Origin of the sequence: Actinoplanes sp. NPDC089786, assembly GCF_040684855.1 — a bacterium.
GTDB lineage: Bacteria > Actinomycetota > Actinomycetes > Mycobacteriales > Micromonosporaceae > Actinoplanes.
The window spans coordinates 49,088-66,937 of record NZ_JBFBGU010000016.1 but is presented as its reverse complement, the minus strand read 5'-3'; the positions used below and the strand labels follow the sequence as shown (position 1 = coordinate 66,937).

The 17,850-nt window shown below is 70.8% G+C and carries 17 protein-coding genes; 14 read left to right on the top strand and 3 right to left on the bottom strand.

Annotated elements, in window-relative coordinates:
* Positions 1-147: 147 nt before the first annotated feature.
* Genes AB0O15_RS33300 through AB0O15_RS33245 form a run of 12 tightly spaced genes read left to right on the top strand, consistent with a single transcriptional unit; the run spans position 148 to position 11,457 of the window.
* Positions 148-759, top strand: coding sequence for a hypothetical protein (locus AB0O15_RS33300; protein ID WP_364326866.1), 612 nt, complete (start codon positions 148-150; stop codon positions 757-759).
* 32 nt (positions 760-791) lie between these two features.
* Positions 792-1,556, top strand: coding sequence for a hypothetical protein (locus AB0O15_RS33295; RefSeq protein WP_364326863.1), 765 nt, complete (start codon positions 792-794; stop codon positions 1,554-1,556).
* A 5-nt stretch (positions 1,557-1,561) separates the two neighbouring features.
* A complete protein-coding gene (locus AB0O15_RS33290) occupies positions 1,562-2,524 on the top strand; it encodes a hypothetical protein (protein ID WP_364326860.1) in 963 nt (320 codons plus the stop codon).
* An 11-nt stretch (positions 2,525-2,535) separates the two neighbouring features.
* Positions 2,536-3,309, top strand: a complete 774-nt coding sequence (locus AB0O15_RS33285) for an ABC transporter ATP-binding protein (RefSeq protein WP_364326857.1) — start codon at positions 2,536-2,538, stop codon at positions 3,307-3,309.
* The gene (locus AB0O15_RS33280) at positions 3,306-4,064 is read left to right on the top strand and encodes an ABC transporter permease (RefSeq protein WP_364326855.1); all 759 of its coding nucleotides are present in this window, start codon (positions 3,306-3,308) and stop codon (positions 4,062-4,064) included. The genes AB0O15_RS33285 and AB0O15_RS33280 overlap by 4 nt, the downstream gene beginning before the upstream one ends.
* A gap of 19 nt (positions 4,065-4,083) precedes the next feature.
* Positions 4,084-4,878 (top strand): ABC transporter permease, encoded by a 795-nt coding sequence (locus AB0O15_RS33275; protein ID WP_364327290.1) that lies wholly within the window; start codon positions 4,084-4,086, stop codon positions 4,876-4,878.
* On the top strand, positions 4,878-6,062 hold the full coding sequence (locus AB0O15_RS33270; RefSeq protein ID WP_364326852.1) for an MCE family protein: 1,185 nt from the start codon (positions 4,878-4,880) through the stop codon (positions 6,060-6,062). The genes AB0O15_RS33275 and AB0O15_RS33270 overlap by 1 nt, the downstream gene beginning before the upstream one ends.
* Positions 6,059-7,081 carry an MCE family protein gene (locus AB0O15_RS33265; protein WP_364326849.1) on the top strand — a complete coding sequence of 341 codons (1,023 nt, stop codon included), beginning with the start codon at positions 6,059-6,061 and terminating at the stop codon, positions 7,079-7,081. Before AB0O15_RS33270 ends, AB0O15_RS33265 begins: the two co-directional genes overlap by 4 nt.
* Positions 7,078-8,082 carry an MCE family protein gene (locus AB0O15_RS33260; protein ID WP_364326846.1) on the top strand — a complete coding sequence of 335 codons (1,005 nt, stop codon included), beginning with the start codon at positions 7,078-7,080 and terminating at the stop codon, positions 8,080-8,082. Before AB0O15_RS33265 ends, AB0O15_RS33260 begins: the two co-directional genes overlap by 4 nt.
* On the top strand, positions 8,079-9,089 hold the full coding sequence (locus AB0O15_RS33255; protein WP_364326843.1) for an MCE family protein: 1,011 nt from the start codon (positions 8,079-8,081) through the stop codon (positions 9,087-9,089). The genes AB0O15_RS33260 and AB0O15_RS33255 overlap by 4 nt, the downstream gene beginning before the upstream one ends.
* Entirely contained in the window at positions 9,089-10,342 is a 1,254-nt protein-coding gene (locus AB0O15_RS33250) for an MCE family protein (protein WP_364326840.1), read from the top strand. Before AB0O15_RS33255 ends, AB0O15_RS33250 begins: the two co-directional genes overlap by 1 nt.
* Positions 10,342-11,457: an MlaD family protein gene (locus AB0O15_RS33245; protein ID WP_364326837.1), complete on the top strand. Its 1,116-nt coding sequence runs from the start codon at positions 10,342-10,344 to the stop codon at positions 11,455-11,457. The genes AB0O15_RS33250 and AB0O15_RS33245 overlap by 1 nt, the downstream gene beginning before the upstream one ends.
* Here AB0O15_RS33245 and AB0O15_RS33240 read toward each other — a convergent pair whose 3' ends face one another.
* The gene (locus AB0O15_RS33240) at positions 11,458-13,038 is read right to left on the bottom strand and encodes a methyl-accepting chemotaxis protein (protein ID WP_364326834.1); all 1,581 of its coding nucleotides are present in this window, start codon (positions 13,036-13,038) and stop codon (positions 11,458-11,460) included.
* 374 nt (positions 13,039-13,412) lie between these two features.
* Here AB0O15_RS33240 and AB0O15_RS33235 point away from each other — a divergent pair, with 374 nt between their 5' ends.
* Together AB0O15_RS33235 and AB0O15_RS33230 are read left to right on the top strand one after the other, a co-directional pair.
* Positions 13,413-13,844 (top strand): ricin-type beta-trefoil lectin domain protein, encoded by a 432-nt coding sequence (locus AB0O15_RS33235; RefSeq protein WP_364326832.1) that lies wholly within the window; start codon positions 13,413-13,415, stop codon positions 13,842-13,844.
* A gap of 175 nt (positions 13,845-14,019) precedes the next feature.
* Entirely contained in the window at positions 14,020-16,113 is a 2,094-nt protein-coding gene (locus tag AB0O15_RS33230) for an MMPL family transporter (RefSeq protein ID WP_364326830.1), read from the top strand.
* A 3-nt stretch (positions 16,114-16,116) separates the two neighbouring features.
* Here the strand turns inward: AB0O15_RS33230 and AB0O15_RS33225 are convergent, their stop codons facing one another.
* Positions 16,117-16,368 carry a hypothetical protein gene (locus AB0O15_RS33225; RefSeq protein WP_364326828.1) on the bottom strand — a complete coding sequence of 84 codons (252 nt, stop codon included), beginning with the start codon at positions 16,366-16,368 and terminating at the stop codon, positions 16,117-16,119.
* A gap of 257 nt (positions 16,369-16,625) precedes the next feature.
* The gene (locus AB0O15_RS33220; protein ID WP_364326826.1) at positions 16,626-17,804 is read right to left on the bottom strand and encodes a glycoside hydrolase family 76 protein; all 1,179 of its coding nucleotides are present in this window, start codon (positions 17,802-17,804) and stop codon (positions 16,626-16,628) included.
* Positions 17,805-17,850: the final 46 nt, after the last annotated feature.

Sequence of the window (17,850 nt, the reverse complement as noted above, 5' to 3'; positions counted from 1 at the left end):
TATGTAACCCGCCAGTAACCTACCGCCGAGGCCGCCTCCGAGCCACTGACGGCCATCGATCCGAAGTCCTGCCTACGGCGCCGGGCGGGCTCGGAAAGCCAGGCCCAGCGGCCGTTCAGCCGGGGGCCTTTCCACAGGAGAGTGCCAATGCGCGTACGGAAAGCAAGTGTTCTCCTCGTCGCGGCCATGGCCGCCTCGGCCCTCGGCGTCAGCGCCTCACCAGCCTCCGCCGCGGCCGAACTCAGTGCCACCTACCCGATCAACGGCGTCAGCCACATCGCATCCAACGACTCCGACCTGCCGCTCGGTCCGGGCAGCCTGCACGCGACCGTCAACCTGGACAGCGGCGCGCTCGCCGCCGAGGTCTCCCTGCCCGCGGCGACCGGCGAGTTCAAGGAGCTCGGCTTCATCCCGGTGACCGCGACGGTCGAGCTCACCGAGGCCGAGCCGACCACCGGGCAGCTCGACCTCAACACCGGCCAGCTGCGGACCACCTCGCACATCACCATGCGGCTGACCCGGCTCACCATCGCCGGCCTGCCCGCACCGGTCGGCAGCCGCTGCCAGACCAGGGAGCCGGCCGAGGTTCCGCTGACCTCGCAGCCCGGGTTCAGTGTGCTTCGCGGTGGCGTTGTCACCGGGACGTACACCATCCCGCCGTTCCAGCACTGCCTGCTCAACACCGGGCTGATCAACCTGACCATCCCCGGCTCGGGCAACACCCTCTCCCTGACCCTCGGCCCGGCCGTCGTCGGCTGAGCCACAGTGCATCCCCCCACTGAGGAGGCAAGATGAGAATCCGCAACCGCGTCACCCGCGTCATGTTCTCGTGCGCCGCCGCGACCAGCGCGGCCGTGCTGGCCGGCGCCGGCTCGGCCCACGCCGCGGACGACGCCACGATCAGCATCACCAGCACATCGCCGGACGGCGCGTACACCGCCGTCACGTCGCACAGCTCGTTCCTGGACCTCAACTCCGGTGTCACGCTGACCTGTACGGGCGGCGGAGGCCAGAACTACGGTTCGCAGGGCACCGGCGCGCTGCCCGACCAGTCCGGCCAGCCTTTGCCGTCCACGCAGGCCACCGGCATCTCGAGCCTGCTGTTCAACACCGCCGGCGGCTGCACCAGCCTGCTCGGGTCGGTGACCTCGATCGCGACGGACACGCCGTACGAGATCGTCATCCAGAACTACCCGGGCGTGAAGTCCGACGGCGTCACCCCGGCCAACGGGGACGGCTACATCCACATCAAGAACGTCAACGTCTCGATGCCGGCCTGCTCGTTCACCGTCTCGGGCGACGCTCCGATCTACTACGACAACGCGACCCACTCGCTCAACGTCACCCCGGACGTCGCGCCGGAGTACGGCACCGGCGCCGGCGGCGACGTCACGCTGCCGGACGGGCCGCTGACCATCAACAACGTCCGCGGCTGCCTCGGTGAGGTGAACAACGGCGACATCGGCGCGTACTACGCCACCGCCGACGCCGAGGACCCGTTCGGCAACGACACGCCGTACGTCCTCGACTCCGGTCTGCAGATCACCTCGCCGTAGTGCTCATGAGAAGAATCCCCACGCCCCGGTCGCTGCGGCGACCGGGGCGCTGGCTCACCCGGACAGCCGCGGTCGCGGTGCTGATCGCCGCGACCGGCGCGCTGAGCTCGGCCGCGCCGGCGGCTGTCGAGGAGAGCCGCCGGGTGCCGGGAGCGGCGCCGCGAGCCGAGCCGGGCATCCCGCCGGCCTGCAGCGCCTTCCACATACCGGGCGAGCTCCAGCAGCTGGGCTGCGCGTTCGTGGTCGGCTACGCCAACGTGAACAAGCTGAACGGCGCGGTCCTGCTCGGCGTCCCCGACCCGGGTCTGGTCAGCGTCGTCATCGTGGCCAACCGGAGCTTCTGCGTGCCGTCGACGATCTCGCTCCCGCTCTGCGTCATCCGCGGCGGTGTGCGGCACACCCTGACCGAGTACAAGTTCATGCTGGAACCCAACGGCATCACCCCCGACATGGCGGAAGGGGAGTTCCCGCCGGCCGCCCAGACGCTGCTGACCTTCGGCTTCATGCCGGTCAGCGCGAAGATGCACCTCCGGCAGCTCGGCCCGATCAGCGGCACGGCGGAGACGACGCAGGCGAACGGCCGGCACACCCTGATCTCGACCACGCTGTCCGGCAAGGTCACGATCCAGCTCACCGACGTCAAGGTCAACGGCGTGCCGATGAACACCGGCGTGTGTCACACCCTCGATCCGGAGGAGGACAACCTCCACCTCTCCGGATCGGGCGACAACTCCACCATCCCGCCCGCCGGATACACCGTCGCCCGCGGCGGTCCGCTCATCGGCACCACCGACATCCCCCCGTTCACCGACTGCGTGGGCGACGACGGTGAAGACCTGACCCCCCTGTTCACGGCGTCGGTGTCCGGTCCGGGCAACTACACGAAGATGATCCAGGGGAACCTCTGCTCCCCCGACATCAGCGGCGCCAACGGCTGCCCGCCCCAGATCCCGGTGCCGGAGCGATGAAGGGACATTCGATGGGCATCGAAGTGCAGGCCGACGGTCTGACCAAGTCCTTCGGCGGGCACACGGTGTGGCGGGACGTCTCGCTGACCCTTCCGGCCGGCGAGATCTCGGTCATGCTGGGCCCGTCCGGCACCGGCAAGACCGTCTTCCTCAAGACCCTCGTCGGCCTGGTCCGTCCCGACCGCGGCCGGGTCGTGGTGAACGGCGTCGACATCGTCTCCTGCCGGGAACGCCAGCTCTACCGCAGCCGACGGCTGATGGGCGTGATGTTCCAGGACGGCGCGCTGTTCGGCTCGATGACCCTGTTCGACAACATCGCCTTCCCGCTGCGCGAGCACACTCGCCGCAACGAGCGGGAGGTCCGGTCCATCGTCGAGGAGAAGATGGCGATGGTCGGCCTGAGCGGCGCCGAGTCCAAGCTGCCCGGTCAGATCTCCGGTGGCATGCGTAAACGTGCCGGCCTGGCCCGGGCGCTGGTCCTCGACCCCGAGTTCGTCCTGTGCGACGAACCCGATTCGGGGCTGGATCCGGTGCGTACGGCGTACCTCTCCCAGCTCCTGATCGACCTCAACGCCCAGATCGCGGCGACCATGCTGATCGTCACCCACAACATCGACATGGCGCGCACCGTCTCGCACAACATCGGCATGCTCTACCGGCGGGAGCTGGTCGCCTTCGGACCGCGCGAGGTCCTGCTCACCAGCGGCGAACCGGCGGTGGAGCAGTTCCTCGGTGGCCGGCGCCACGGGCCGATCGGCATGTCCGAGGAGAAGGACACCGCATGAACGTTCTGGCTGACACCGGCCGGGTGTTCACGCTCGCGGCCCAGGTGGCTCGGATGTCGTTCAGCACCCGGCCGCAGATTCGCGAGACGGTCGAGCAGTTCTGGTTCATCGCCAGCGTGACGATCCTGCCGGCCGCGCTGGTCTCGATCCCGTTCGGCGCGGTCATCGCCCTCCAGGTCGGCTCGCTGACCCGGCAGCTGGGCGCCGAGTCGTTCACCGGCGCGGCCAGCGTGCTGGCCATCGTCCAGCAGGCCAGCCCGCTGGTCACCGCGCTGCTCGTGGCCGGCGCGGGCGGCTCGGCCATCTGCGCCGACCTGGGCGCCCGCACCATCCGGGAGGAGATGGACGCGATGGAGGTGATGGGCATCTCGCCGGTCCAGCGCCTGGTCGTGCCGCGGGTCTGGGCCGCGATGGGCGTGGCCGTGCTGCTCAACGGGCTGGTCTCCACGGTCGGCGTGGCCGGCGGCTACTTCTTCAACGTGGTCATGCAGAACGGCACTCCCGGGGCGTACCTGGCCAGCTTCTCCGCCCTGGCCCACCTGCCCGACCTGTGGATCAGCGAGCTCAAGGCGCTCATCTTCGGCTTCATCGCCGGGGTGGTCGCGGCCAACCGCGGGCTCAGCTCCAAGGGCGGCCCCAAGGGGGTGGGCGACGCGGTGAACCAGTCCGTCGTCCTGGCCTTCCTGCTGCTGTTCTTCGTCAACCTGGTGATCACGGCCATCTACCTGCGGGTCGTACCGCCGAAGGGGGCCTGAGGTGAGGTGGGACCGGGCGCTGTCCCCGGTGGACACCCTGGGCGACTCGCTGGCCTTCTACGTCCGCGTCGCGCTGTGGGTGCCCCGCGCGCTGTACCGCTACTCGCGGGAGATCCTGCGCCTGCTGTCCGAGGTCGCCTTCGGCAGCGGCGGCCTGGGCGTCATCGGCGGCACGGTCGGCGTGATGATCGCGATGACCATGTTCACCGGCACGGTCGTCGGGCTCCAGGGGTACGCCGCGATGAACCAGATCGGCACCTCGGCCTTCACCGGCTTCATCTCGGCCTACTTCAACACCCGGGAGATCGCGCCCCTGGTGGCCGGCCTGGCCCTGTCGGCCACGGTCGGCGCCGGCTTCACCGCCCAGCTCGGCGCGATGCGCATCTCCGAGGAGGTGGACGCGCTCGAGGTGATGGGCATCCCCAGCCTGCCCTACCTGGTCACCACCCGGGTGGTGGCCGGGTTCGTCGCCATCATCCCGCTGTACGGCATGGGCCTGATCAGCTCGTACGCCGCCTCCCGGTTCACGACCATCGTGTTCAACGGGCAGTCGGCCGGCACCTACGACCACTACTTCGCGCTGTTCCTGCCGGCCCAGGACGTGCTGTGGTCGGTCGCCAAGGTGCTCGTCTTCAGCGTCCTGGTCATCCTGACGCACTGCTACTACGGCTACCGGGCGAGCGGCGGCCCGGCCGGCGTCGGCGTGGCCGTGGGGCGCGCCGTCCGCAGTGCCATCGTGCTCATCAGCCTGACCGACTTCCTGCTCAGCCTGGCCATCTGGGGCGCCACCACGACGGTGAAGGTGGCCGGCTGATGACCACAGTGAGCCGGCGCCTGGCCGGATTCGCCTTCCTCGCGGTCATCGTGCTGCTGGTGTGGCTGGTCGTCGCCCGCTACCAGGGACGGTTCACCCCGGCGGCGATGGTCGTGGTGGAGACCGACAGCGCCGGCAACAACATCCACCCCGGCGCCGAGGTGAAGGCCCGCGGCATCGTGGTCGGCCAGGTCCGCCGGATCTCGTCGACCGGCGACGGCGCCCGGCTCGACCTGGCGCTGCGGCCCGACCAGTTCCCGCTGCTGCCGGCCGACGTCAAGGTTCAGCTGCTGCCGACCACCCTGTTCGGCGAGCGGTACGTCGCCCTGGTCCTGCCGAGCCGCCCCGGCCCGGCCCGGCTGGCCGAGCACGCGGTCATCCCGCAGGACCGGTCGGCCAACGCCATCGAGCTGGAGCGGGTCCTCGCGAACCTGCTGCCCCTGTTGCAGGCGGTGCAGCCACAGAAGTTGTCGGTGACGCTGACCGCCATCGCCCAGGCCCTGGACGGCCGGGGCGCCCAGCTCGGCACGACGCTGCGCGAGCTCAACGCGTACCTCACCGAGCTGGAACCGTCGTTGCCGGCGCTCAACGAGAACATCACCCGGCTGGTCGAGGTGGTGAACAGCTACGCCGACGCGGCGCCCGACCTGACCGACGCGCTGACCCATCTGAGCGTCACCAGCCGGACCCTGGCCGAGCAGCAGAACAACCTGCGCGCGCTGTACGCCTCGGTGACCACGACCGGAGGTGACGTGAACACGTTCCTGCTGACCAACAAGGACACCATCGTACGGTTGTCGGCCGACAGCCGGCCGTCGCTGGCCGTGCTGGCCAAGTACGCGCCGGAGTTCCCGTGTGTCCTGCAACAGCTCACCGACACGGCGTCCGACATGGACAAAGCCCTCGGCAAGGGTACGACGCAGCCGGGCCTGCGCGTGAAGCTGCACGTCTCCCCGTCCCGCGGGGCGTACCTGCCCGGGAAGGACGACCCCGTCTACCAGGACAAGGACGGGCCCGCCTGCTACCCGACACCGTACGGCCTGGCCAACGCCCCGCCGGAGAGTGAGTACCTGAACGAGCTGATGGCCGCGTCGATCGGCGTGCCGCCACGGTCGCTGCCGTCCTGGAGCAGCCTGCTGGTCGGCCCGATCTTCCGCGGCCGGGAGGTGACGCTGACCCCATGACCAGGAGCATCGCCGGCCCGGCGATCAAGGGCACCGTGTTCGCCGTCATCACCGTGTTCACCACCGCCGTGCTCGGCCTGAGCATCGCCAACACCGGCGTCGGCGAGACACAGACCTACCGCGCCCAGTTCACCGACGTGACCGGCCTGTCCGACGGCGACGACATCCGGATCGCCGGGGTACGGGTGGGCCAGGTGACCGGCATCCGGGTGGTCGACCGCCGGGTGGCCGAGGTGCGGTTCACCGTCGACGCCGCGCGTACCCTGCCGGCCTCGGTGACCGCCACCATCAAGTACCGCAACCTGGTCGGGCAGCGCTACATCACGCTGGCCCAGGGCGTGGGCCCGGTCGGCCGGACCCTGCCACCCGGGCAGACCATCCCGCTCGGGCGCACCACGCCGGCGCTCGACCTCACCGCGCTGTTCAACGGGTTCCAGCCGCTGTTCCAGGCGCTGGCCCCCGAGGACGTCAACCAGCTGGCCAACGAGGTCGTCCAGGTGCTGCAGGGCGAGGACGCCACGGTGGAGAGCCTGCTGGCCCACACGGCCTCGCTGACCTCCACCCTGGCCGCCAAGGACGAGGTGATCGGCCGGGTCATCGACAACCTCAACGCCGTCCTGAAGACCGTCAACGGGCGCGGCGACAAGCTCTCCACCCTGGTCGCCACCCTGCAGGAGCTGGTCTCCGGGCTGGCCCGCGACCGCAAACCGATCGGCGAGGCGATCGACGCGATCGGCGACCTGACCACCAGCACGGCCGGCCTGCTGAAGGACGGCCGGGAGCCGCTGCGCCAGGACATCGTCGCGCTCGGCCAGGTGTCGGCCAACCTGTCGGAGGGACCCGAACTGGACACGTTCCTGCAGACCCTGCCGGTGAAGATGGAGAACATCGGCCGGGTCGCGTCGTACGGCTCCTGGCTGAACTTCTACCTCTGCTCGGCGACGGTCAGCGGGGTCGCCGCCACGGACGGGTTCCCACCGCCGACCGGGCTGCCGGTGACCGAGGCGAGGTGCCGATGACCGGCCGCCGTCCCATGCTCGCCGGTGTGCTCGGCATCGTGCTGGCCGCCACGCTCGCATTCCTCGCGTTCAACGCCGAGAACCTGCCGATCGTCGGCGGCGGCACCACGTACACGGCTGATTTCACCGAGGCGGCCGGCCTGCACACCGGCAACGAGGTGCGGGTCGCCGGGGTGAAGGTGGGCAAGGTGACGCGCGTGGCCCTGCACGGCGGTCTGGTGCGCGTCGGCTTCCGCGTCAAGGACACCTGGGTCGGCGACGCCAGCACCGCGGCCATCCGGATCAAGACCCTGCTCGGCGAGAAGTTCCTCGCCCTCGACCCGCTCGGCGGCGCGGCACAGAACCCGCGGACCACCATCCCGGCCGCCCGGACGACGTCGCCGTACGACGTCACCGAGGCGTTCGGCCAGCTGTCCGACACCGTGGATCAGATCGACACCGACGCGCTGGCCCGCAGCTTCGAGGCGATGTCGCAGACCTTCCGCAACACGCCCGACTCGGTCAAGGGGGCGTTGCGGGGACTGTCCGACCTGTCCCGCACCATCTCCTCCCGGGACACCCAGCTGGCCGAGCTGCTCACCGCGACCAGGCAGATCACCGGGCGGCTGGCCGACGACAACACGCGGTTCCAGGCGCTGCTGGCCGACGGCAACCTGCTGCTGGCCGAGGTCCAGCGGCGGCGTGACGCGATCGCCGCGCTGCTGACCGGCACCCGGCAACTGGCCGCGCAGATCTCGGGGCTGGTCGCCGACAACACCGCGACGCTGGGGCCGGCGCTGGCGGCGCTCGACCGGGTCACCGACGTCCTCCAGCGCAACCAGGACAACCTCACCCGGGCGCTCGCGCTGGCCGGCCCTTATTACCGACTAGTTGGTAACTCCATCGGCAACGGCCGCTGGTTCGACGCGTACCTGTGCGGCCTGGTGCCCGTCTCGTACCAGGCGCCCGGCACCGCGCCGCCCAGCGGATGCCTGCCACCGAGGACGGGGAGCACCCGATGAGCCACCACTACCCGGCATCGGATCGGCGGACCGTCCGGCTCCTCGCCGCCCTCGTCGCGATCTCGGTCGTCTTCGCCGGCTCCATGGTCTGGCTGGTGATCCGCGACGTCGGCCTCAAGCACATCGTCGCCTACTTCGGTGAGGCCGTCGGCGTCTACGCCGGCTCGGACGTCCGGGTGCTCGGCGTACCGGTCGGCACCATCACGTCGGTCGAACCGCAGGGCACGCGGGTACGGGTGGGAATCACCATCGACCGCGGGGTCGACGTGCCGGCCGGCGCCCTGGCCGCGGTCGTCGCCCCCAGCGTCGTCAGCGACCGGTACGTGCAGCTCAGCCCGCCCTACACCGGCGGGAAGAAGATGGCCGACGACGGCGTGATCCCGGTCGGCCGCACCGCCACGCCGGTCGAGCTCGACCAGCTCTACGAGAGCCTCAACCGGCTGGCCACGGCCCTGGGACCGGACGGCGCCAACCGCACCGGCGCCCTGTCCGACCTGCTGGACACCGGCGCCGCCAACCTGGACGGCAACGGCCGGGCGATGGGCACCAGCATCGCCGAGCTCGGCAAGGCCACGCGCACGCTGTCGGGCTCCCAGGCCGACCTGTTCGACACCATCGCCAACCTCGAGCGCTTCACGGCCATGCTGCGGGACAGCGACGACCAGGTGGCCAAGGCGGAGACCCAGCTCCGCGACGTGGCCGGGTTCCTCGCCGACGACCGGCAGGAACTGGCCGCCGCGCTCCGCGAGCTGGCCACCGCCCTGATCCAGGTGCGCGACTTCATCCGGGACAACCGGGGGCGGCTGAGGTCCAACGTGGACAAGCTGGCCTCGATCACCGAGACCCTGCTCCGGCAGCGCGCCTCGCTCGAGGAGGCGCTGGACGTGGCCCCGCTGGCGCTCACCAACGTGGCCGGGGCGTACAACCCGGAGACCGGGTCCTTCGAGGGCCGGGGGAATTTGAGGGAGCTCACGCCCCTGCCGCTGCCCGCGGTGGGAGGCCGCTGATGCGCCGCCTGCTGGTTCTCCCGGTCGTTCTGGCGCTGCTCTCCGGCTGCTCCTTCTCCGGCGCCGCCGACCTGCCGCTGCCCGGCGGCGCCGACCTCGGCGATCACCCGTACCGCGTGGTCGCCGACTTCGCCGACGTCCTGGATCTGGTTCCGCACGCGGCGGTCCGGGTGAACAACGTGCCGGTCGGCCGGGTGTCGAAGATCGAGCTGCCGGACGGGAGCTGGACCGCGCGGGTGACCATGGAGGTCAACGGATCGGTCCACCTGCCGGCCAACGCCGTGGCCCGCCTGCACCAGTCCAGCCTGCTCGGCGAGAAGTACGTTCAGCTGGCCGGCCCGGCCGACGGATCGGGCGCCGGGACGCTGAGCGACGGCGCCGAGATCCCGTTGTCCCGCACGAACCGCAACCCGGAGGTGGAGGAGGTCCTCGGCGCCCTCTCCATGCTGCTCAACGGGGGCGGGATCGCCCAGCTGCGCACCATCACCGTGGAGCTGAACGACGCGCTGGACGGCAACGAGCCCGAGATCCGGGCGCTGCTGACCAACATCGACACGCTGATGTCCAACCTGGACGCTCATCGCAAGGACATCACCGCGGCGATCGACGGGCTCAACCGGTTCGCGGGCACGCTGGCCCAGCGGGATCGGCAGATCGGCACCATCCTGGACGACCTCTCCCCCGGGCTGCGGGTGCTGGAACAGCAGCGCGGCGAGCTGGTCACGATGTTGCAGTCGCTCGACTCGCTGTCCCGTACGGCGGTGGACACCATCGAGCGGAGCCAGGCCGACGTGGTGGCCGACCTGAAGCTGCTTGAGCCGGTGCTGCGGCAGCTCAGCAACGCCGGGCAGACCCTCCCGCAGGCGCTGCAGATCCTGCTGACCTACCCGTTCACCGACGCCGCCCTCGACGCGATCAAGGGTGACTACCTCAACGCGTACCTGTCGCTGGTGGCCGCGCCCGGCACCACCGTGATCCCGCCGCTGACCCCCGGCGACGTCCTCGCCATGGCGGCGAAGAAGGCCCAGGCGCGTCGTACGCCGGCCTCGACCCGGCCCTCGCCCGGCGCCAGCCCTCCGCCGCTTCCGCTGCCCGCCGTCAGTTCGACCCCGCCGCCGTCCACCTCGACGTCTCCTTCCCCGACCGGCCCACCTCCCGCGTCTCCATCGGAAGCTCCCCCTTCCAGCCCTCCGGCGCCATCGGAACCCCCTGCGCCGCCGGAGGCCTCCCCGGAAGCCGGAGGTGACGGCTGATGCTCACGCTCGGCGCGAAACTCAAGATCGTCCTGTTCGTCGTCCTCGGCGCGCTCGTGGTCGGGTTCATCGGGCTGCGGTACGCCGACCTGGGCCGATTCGTCGGGCACACCGGCTACTACGTGGTCCAGCTGGAGCTGGGCGAGGCCGGCGGCATCTTCACCAACGCGGAGGTGACCTACCGCGGGGTGGCGATCGGGCGGGTCGGCGCCATGCGGCTGACCGCCGGCGGCATCGAGGCCGACCTCAAGATCGACGATTCCGCGCCGCGCATCCCGGCCGCGGTCCAGGCCGTGGTGGCCAACCGGTCGGCGGTCGGCGAGCAGTACGTCGACCTGCGCCCGAAGAGCGACGGCGGACCGTACCTGGCCGCCGGATCGCTCATCAAGCGCGCCGACACCCGCCTTCCGCTGCCGGTCACCACCCTGCTCACCTCGGTCGACGGCCTGGCCGCCTCGGTGCCCAAGGACTCGCTGCGCACCGTGGTCGACGAGCTCGACCTGGCCCTGGCCGGCCAGGGGCCGAACCTGCAGATCCTGCTGGACACCGGCGGGGACCTGACCCGGGCCGCGACGGACAACCTCGGCCCCATCACCCAGCTGCTCGACAACGGCCGGGTGGTGCTCCGGACCCAGCAGGACTCGAGTGACGCGCTGCGCTCGTTCAGCCGGGACCTCAACCTGCTCAACGCGCAGCTGGAGAGCTCCGACCCCGACCTGCGGCGGCTCATCCTTGCCGCCCCCGGCGCCGCCGACCAGGTGAGCGGGCTGCTGGAGGACACCGATCCGGGCCTCGGCGTGCTGCTGAGCAACCTGCTGACCACCTCGGACATCGTGCTGATCCGCCGCGACGGTCTGGAGCAGGCGCTGGTGACGCTGCCGGCGGTGACCGCGGCCGGTTCGACCGCCGTCACCCCGGACGGCATCGAGATGGGCCTGGTCACCACCTTCTTCAACCCGCCGCCGTGCCTCAGCGGCTACGACGACACGGCGTACCGCAACGGGCTCGACACGTCGCCCGCCCCCGAGCTGAACACCGCCGCGCACTGCTCGCTGGACCCCAGCACCGGGGTCGAGGTCCGCGGCCCGGCCAACGCGCCCCGCCCGAAGAAGTAGCTAGTAGGTGAAGCGGGAGACCAGGGTCTGCAGCTGGCCGGCGGTGGTGGCGAGGTTGTCGGCGGCGCTGCGGGTGTCGCCGACGGTCTCGGTGGTCCGCCGGGCGGCCTGGGAGACGCCGGTGATGCCCGCGGCGATGTCGCCGGCGCCGCTGGCCGCCTCGGACAGGGTGCGGTTCATCTCCTGGGTGGTGGCGGTCTGTTCCTCGACGGCGGAGGCGATGGTGAGCTGGATGCCGTTGATGCGCTCGATGATGGCCGAGATCTCGCCGATCGCGGTGACCGCGCCATCGGTGTCGGCCTGGATGGTCTGCACCCGCCGGGAGATGTCCTCGGTCGCCTTGGCGGTCTCCTGAGCGAGGTCCTTGACCTCGCCGGCGACCACGGCGAAACCCTTGCCGGCCTCGCCGGCGCGAGCGGCCTCGATGGTGGCGTTGAGCGCGAGCAGGTTGGTCTGTTCGGCGATCGAGGTGATCACCTTGACCACGGTGGCGATCTCGCTGGACGACTCCCCCAGCCGGGAGACGATGGTGTTCGTCGCGGTCGCCACCTCGACCGCCTTGGCCGCGACCTCGGAGGCCTCGCTGGTGGACACCGAGATCTCCCGGATCGACGAGTCGACCTCGGTGGAGCCGGTGGACACCACGTGCAGGTTGTCGGACACCACCTTGGCCGCGTCGGCCACCGACCCGGCCTGCGACGACGCCTCGGACGCGGCCGCGTCGACCGCCCCGGACACCGCGGTGAGCTGCCCGGCGGCGGTCTGCAGGGTGCCGGCGGTGCCGGCCAGCTGGACCACGTCGGCGCGCAGCCGGGAGATGGCCTGGTCGAGGGACGCGGCCATCCGGCCCACCTCGTCGGTGGTGGTCACGCCGGAGGTAAGGGTCAGGTCGCCGCGGGTGAGGCCCTCGGCCAGGCGGCCGACCCCCTGGACCGCCCGGCGGACGTTGTTCATCACGCGCAGCCCGATCAGGGAGCTGACCAGGATGCCGGCGGCGAGCAGCACGCCGATGATCCACATCGCGTTGCGCGCCCGCCCCTCGGCGGCGTCGATGCTGTCCTGGGCCAGCTCGCCGGCCCGCTGCTGCAGGGCGGTCTGATCGGCGGTCAGCGCCCCGTACACGGCGTTGTACTGCTGGAGCAGCGCGTTCATGTCCTGCGACGGGGACGGCACGGGGCCGGTGGTGATGAACGTGACGAACGCCTGCCAGTCTTTCTCGGCCTTGGCCACGGTCTGCGCGCCCTCCGAGTCGGCGCTGAGCGCGGCGCGCAGCTGGGTCAGGGCGTCCGTGATGGCCTGACGATTGGCGGCCAGCCCCTTGTTGATCTCGGAGGCGATGGTGGGATACAGCTGTGCCGCCGAGATGCCGCCGCTGAACGCCTCGACGTTCTTGCTGAACGATCCCACCGCGCTCTCGACGGCGATGGTCTGCCGTTGCGCCGTCTCGGCGTCCCGGTTGAGCCGCTGTACGGTGTAGATCGCTACCGCGCCGACGATCAGGCCGCTGATGATCGCCGCCAGCATCGCCGCACTCATCTTCACCCGCAGCGAACGGTTGTCGAACGCCCCCGCGATACCCATCCCGACGCCCTTCCTGATCAGAGTCCCTTTTCGCATCCTCGTCCGGCGGCGTCGTTCGTGCTGGTCATTGGCCATGCTCCCGGCAATTTGGCCTTCCTTATAACCACATACACCTACAAACCGGGCAGAAGTAGCAGCTCGCCCAAGCCGCCGGCCGGCCGGCTTCGGCGCGCACCGCCACCTTGAGGCGACAGGGCCGGCCGATCTCCGGCCGGCCGCCGTCGACCCACGTCGACGATGTCGTACCGAACATCTGACTCACTTCTCCATAGCGGGCCACCGGCCGCCGTTGTTCCACTGTGGACTTTGATGAGTCTCGATGCGAGAATCCCGCCATGACATCGAAGAGAGTGACTGCCGTTCTGGTTGCCGTCATGATCGCACTCACGGGGTTCTTCACGATCGCGAACTCGCCCGCCTCGGCGGCGTCCAAGCCCGTCCAGGTCCTGGCCTGGTACCACCTTCAGCACATCAAGACCACCAAATGCCTGGAGGGCAGCATCTCGGTCGGCATCCGGCTCGGCACCTGTTCCGCCACCAACTCCTACCAGCAGTTCCTGTTCGACGACGGGACGTGGGACTCGCTGGCGAACTCGAACGGCTTCTGCGTGGAGGCCGCCCCGAGCGTCGGCGTCCGGCCGGGCGACTGCAACGGCACCGACTACCAGCAGTGGTACTACTACCCGGCGACCGGCGCGGTCCAGCACATGCGGAGCAGGCTGTGCCTCGAGGCCGCCACCACCGTCGCCCCCCGGCTGGGCGAGTGCGGCATCAACGAGTATCAGCAGTGGTGGCTCTACGCGTGACGCATGAGGGCCATCGAGCCCCGGCCGGTGGCGGGCACGGCCTGCCACCGGCGGCGCTCTGGTAGGCCGCCGACCGAGAGATTCCGCTCGATGGCCGGACGGTAGTTGCGCGGCGCGGGCCGGTGGTGATTGCATGGCCCGCGGCTGTCCCTCTGACGCCGGTCAGGAGGCCGTCATGCTCACCGCGCTGGGTCGCACCGTCTACCTTCGCCGCTTCGTCGTCATCGCCGTGTGGGCGGTGGTCGCGGTGGCCGGCGGCGTGTTCGGCGGCTCCATCTACGACCGCACACAGTCGATCGACCCGCTGCCCGCCGGAGCGCCGGCCACGGTGGCGCAGGAACGCGTGGACAAGGTGTCGCCCGAAGGGGACCGGCTGGTCGCCGTGATCTCCGGGCGTGACGTCGGCGCCATCGCGCTGATCAACAGCGTCACCCAGATCTCGTACGAGATCCGCGACTACCCCGGGGTCGCCGAGGTCCAGGACGCCTACACCACACCGTTCCGGGAGATCTCCACCGACAACCGCAGCTCCCTGATCACGGTCGAGCTCGACCCGGGCCTGAGCGACGACGACGCGTTGCGGGTCGCCGACCAGGTCAGCGCCGCCCTGCTCCGCATCGACGCGCCGGAGATCCTGATCGGCGGCGAGCTGCTGGCCGAACGGGAGTTCGCCGACCAGGCCGTCCGGGACGCGGCCCTGGGCGAGACCGTGGCGCTGGTCTGCGTGGCGCTGCTGCTGATCGTGGTCCTGGGCGGCCTGGTGGCGGGGCTGCTGCCGCTGGCCGCGGCGGTCGGCGCCGTCACCGCCACGCTGCTCACGCTGACCGGGCTGGCCCGCCTGCTGCCGGTCAGCGAGTACACGGTCAACGTGGTCACCCTGCTCGGCATCGGGCTGGCGGTCGACTACAGCCTGCTGATGATCGCCCGGTTCCGGGAGGAACGGGCCGCCGACCCGGACGCGCCACTGGTCGAGCTGATGGCCCGGACGGTGGGCACCGCCGGCCGGGCGGTGCTGGTGTCCGGCTCGGCCGTCACCGCGGCGCTGGTCGGGCTGTTCGCCTTCGGCGACCCGCTGCTGGCCGCGATGGCGCTGGGCGGGGCGCTGGTCGTCGCCCTGGCCACGGCGACCGGGCTGACGCTCGTACCGGCCTTGGTCGCGGTCTCGCACCGCCGCATCCCGGCGACCGGCCGGGGCCGGGGCTTCGGCCTGCTGAAACGTCAGGCCTCGTTCGCCCAGCGCCGGCCCGCCCTGGTGGCCCTGGCCGCGGCGGCCGGCCTGCTGGCGCTGAGCACCCCGCTGTTCTTCGTGGAGTTCGCCAACTCGGACGTCCGCGCGCTGCCGCGGAGCAGCGAGGCGCGGCAGACGTACGAGGCGGTGCACGGCCGGTTCGCCGACCCGCCCAAGGCGCCGCTGACCGTGGTCATCGAGGCCGACCCGGCCCAGCTCGGGGAGCTGTACGAGACCATCAAGCGGATGCCGGGCGTCTCCGACGTGTTCGAACGGGACCAGCTGCCGCCCGGGGTGAGCGTCGCCGACGTGGTGCCGCGCGGCCCGGCCGACGGCGAGCAGGCCCAGGGGCTGGTGGCCGACCTCCGGGCCCTCGACGCGCCCGCTCCCGTGCTGGTGACCGGCCCGGCCGCCGAGCTGGTCGACGAGAAGCGGTCGGTGGCCGACCGCCTGCCCGTCGCCCTGCTGATCATCGTCCTGGCCACCGGGGCGCTGCTGTTCGCCCTCACGCGCTCGGTGGTCGTGCCGGTCAAGGCCATCGTGATGAACATCCTCACCCTGCTGGCCACCATGGGGGTGCTGGTCGCGGTCTTCCAGTGGGGCTGGGGCGCCGGCGTGCTGGGCTTCGAGCCGTGGGGCGCGCTCGACCTGACCACGCCGCTGCTGCTGTTCGTCTTCGCGTTCGGCCTGTCGATGGACTACGAGGTGTTCCTGCTGGCCCGCATCAAGGAGGAATGGGACCGGCGGACGGCGACCGACCGGGCGGCCAGCGACCGCGCCGTCCTGGCCGGGATCACCGCCACCGGCCCGGTGGTCACCGCGGCCGCCCTGGCCATCGGCATCGTCTTCCTCGGCTTCGTCCTCGGCGACCTGGTCGCGGTGAAGGAGATCGGCGTCGGCATGGCCGTGGCGGTCCTGCTGGACGTCACGGTGGTGCGCGGCCTGCTCCTGCCGGCGACGATGTCGCTGCTCGGACGATGGAACTGGTGGCGGCCGGGCACGAAACCCGAGGTGCCGGCGCCGCCGGTGCCGGTGGGCTGATCGTCAGCCGAGGTCGCGGAGCTTCGCCTCGATGCTCTCGCGGCGCTGGGTGAGAACGTCGATCACCGCCTCGTTCTCGGCGATGCCGGTGAGGTCGGTGGCCAGCTCCTCGGGCTCCACGACCCCCTCCGACCGGGTTCCGTCCGAGCTGCGGCGGGCCTCGGCGTCCTCATCCAGCCGGCGTAGTTCCACGAGCTGCGTGTCGATGTCGGCGAGTTCCTGACGGAGCTGGTCGGCGTTCGTCTGATCGGTCATGACCCTCATAGTAGGTACGACTCGCTCCCTACGGCGTGCGTCGACGGCGGCGACCATCGGCATGGCGTCCGGGCCGGCCGCCCGTGCGTGGCCCAGGTCAGGCCGGCAGGCGCTCGCGCGGGCGTTGTCGACACTGTGAAAGAGGGTGACCACGCACGGACGCGGAGGCGTAGCGGAGCGAGCCGACCCTCGGCGGGAGCGACGGTCGGAGCCACCCGCTCGGCTACGACCTCACGCTCTTGATCGTGAAGCCGTCGTCAGTAGAGGGTCGGCCATCGGGCCGGCGGCCAGGCCAGCACCGCGTAGATCTGGACGAGCGCCGCCTGCTGGATCGCCTCGGTGCCGCCGTCGGCGTTGAAGTGCACAAGACCGGTGGCGGGATCGCGGTTGGTGGCCCACACCTGGTCGGCGTACCGGGCCATCGCCTGCCGATTTTTCCGGCCGCCGGTCACCGATTCGAGCAGCAGCAGGTTTTTGAAGTAGATCGAGTTGAAGAAGATCGGCTGGCGGTGCAGGCGGCCCTGGGTGACGTAGTAGGTGTAGGCCGCGTCGGCGATCCGCTGCGCCCGCCGCAGGTAGGTGCGGTCGTGGGTCACCTGGTAGAGCAGGACGTTCACGCCGACCGGCACGCCCTGGTTGTACGACCAGATGGTCTTCTCCAGCGTGCCGTCGAGGTCGAGGTGGTCCCAGTAGAGGCCGCTGGGGCTCTGCAGATAGGTGTTGGTCCAGTGGTAGAACCGGAGCGCGGAGTCGAGGTAGTGGCGCTTGCCGGTGATCTGGTAGAGCCGGATTCCGAGCTGGGCGCCCGGCATGTTCGACACCGTGTTCCGGTCGTTGCTCCAGGTGGCCTGGGTCCAGAACACCCCGCCGGGAGCGGCGTGGCTGGTGTCGGTGTCCCAGCCGGACTCGACCAGGGTGAAGATCTCCTTCGCGCGCTTCAGCGCCGCGGCGTCACCGGTCTGCAGGTAGCGCTGGATCTTGGCCAGGCCGACCCATTCGTTGTCGTCGTAGAACATGTCGCCGCCGGCGCCGTAGGGCGCGACCGGGTACGAGTCGTAGCCGGGCAGGCCGGTCGTGCCGCCGGTGGCGTTCCAGTACCGTTCCTGGGCCTTGGCCCGCGCGGCGTAGGCACGCTCACCGCGCGGGTTCGCCACGGTGAGGTCGAGCGCGGCGATGTGGACCTGGGAGTACGGCCACTCGTAGGAGTACGGGTTGTCGCCGGCCTCGACCGGGTACTGCTCGCGGTAGAGCCCGGAGCCGTCAGCGGTGCCGAAGTATCGGTCGAGGGCCGAATAGGCGGCCAGCGCGCGGGCGGTCTGTGCCGACCGGCCGGGTTCGTGGTGGCCCGGCGCGGCCGACGCCGGCGCGGTCAGCACCATCAGGGTCGCGCTGAGGACGGCCCCCGCGAACACGAGCCGATGTGAACGTAGGCGCACGTGGACTCCCAACGTTGACAACGTTGCCATCCTCGCCCCCGTTATT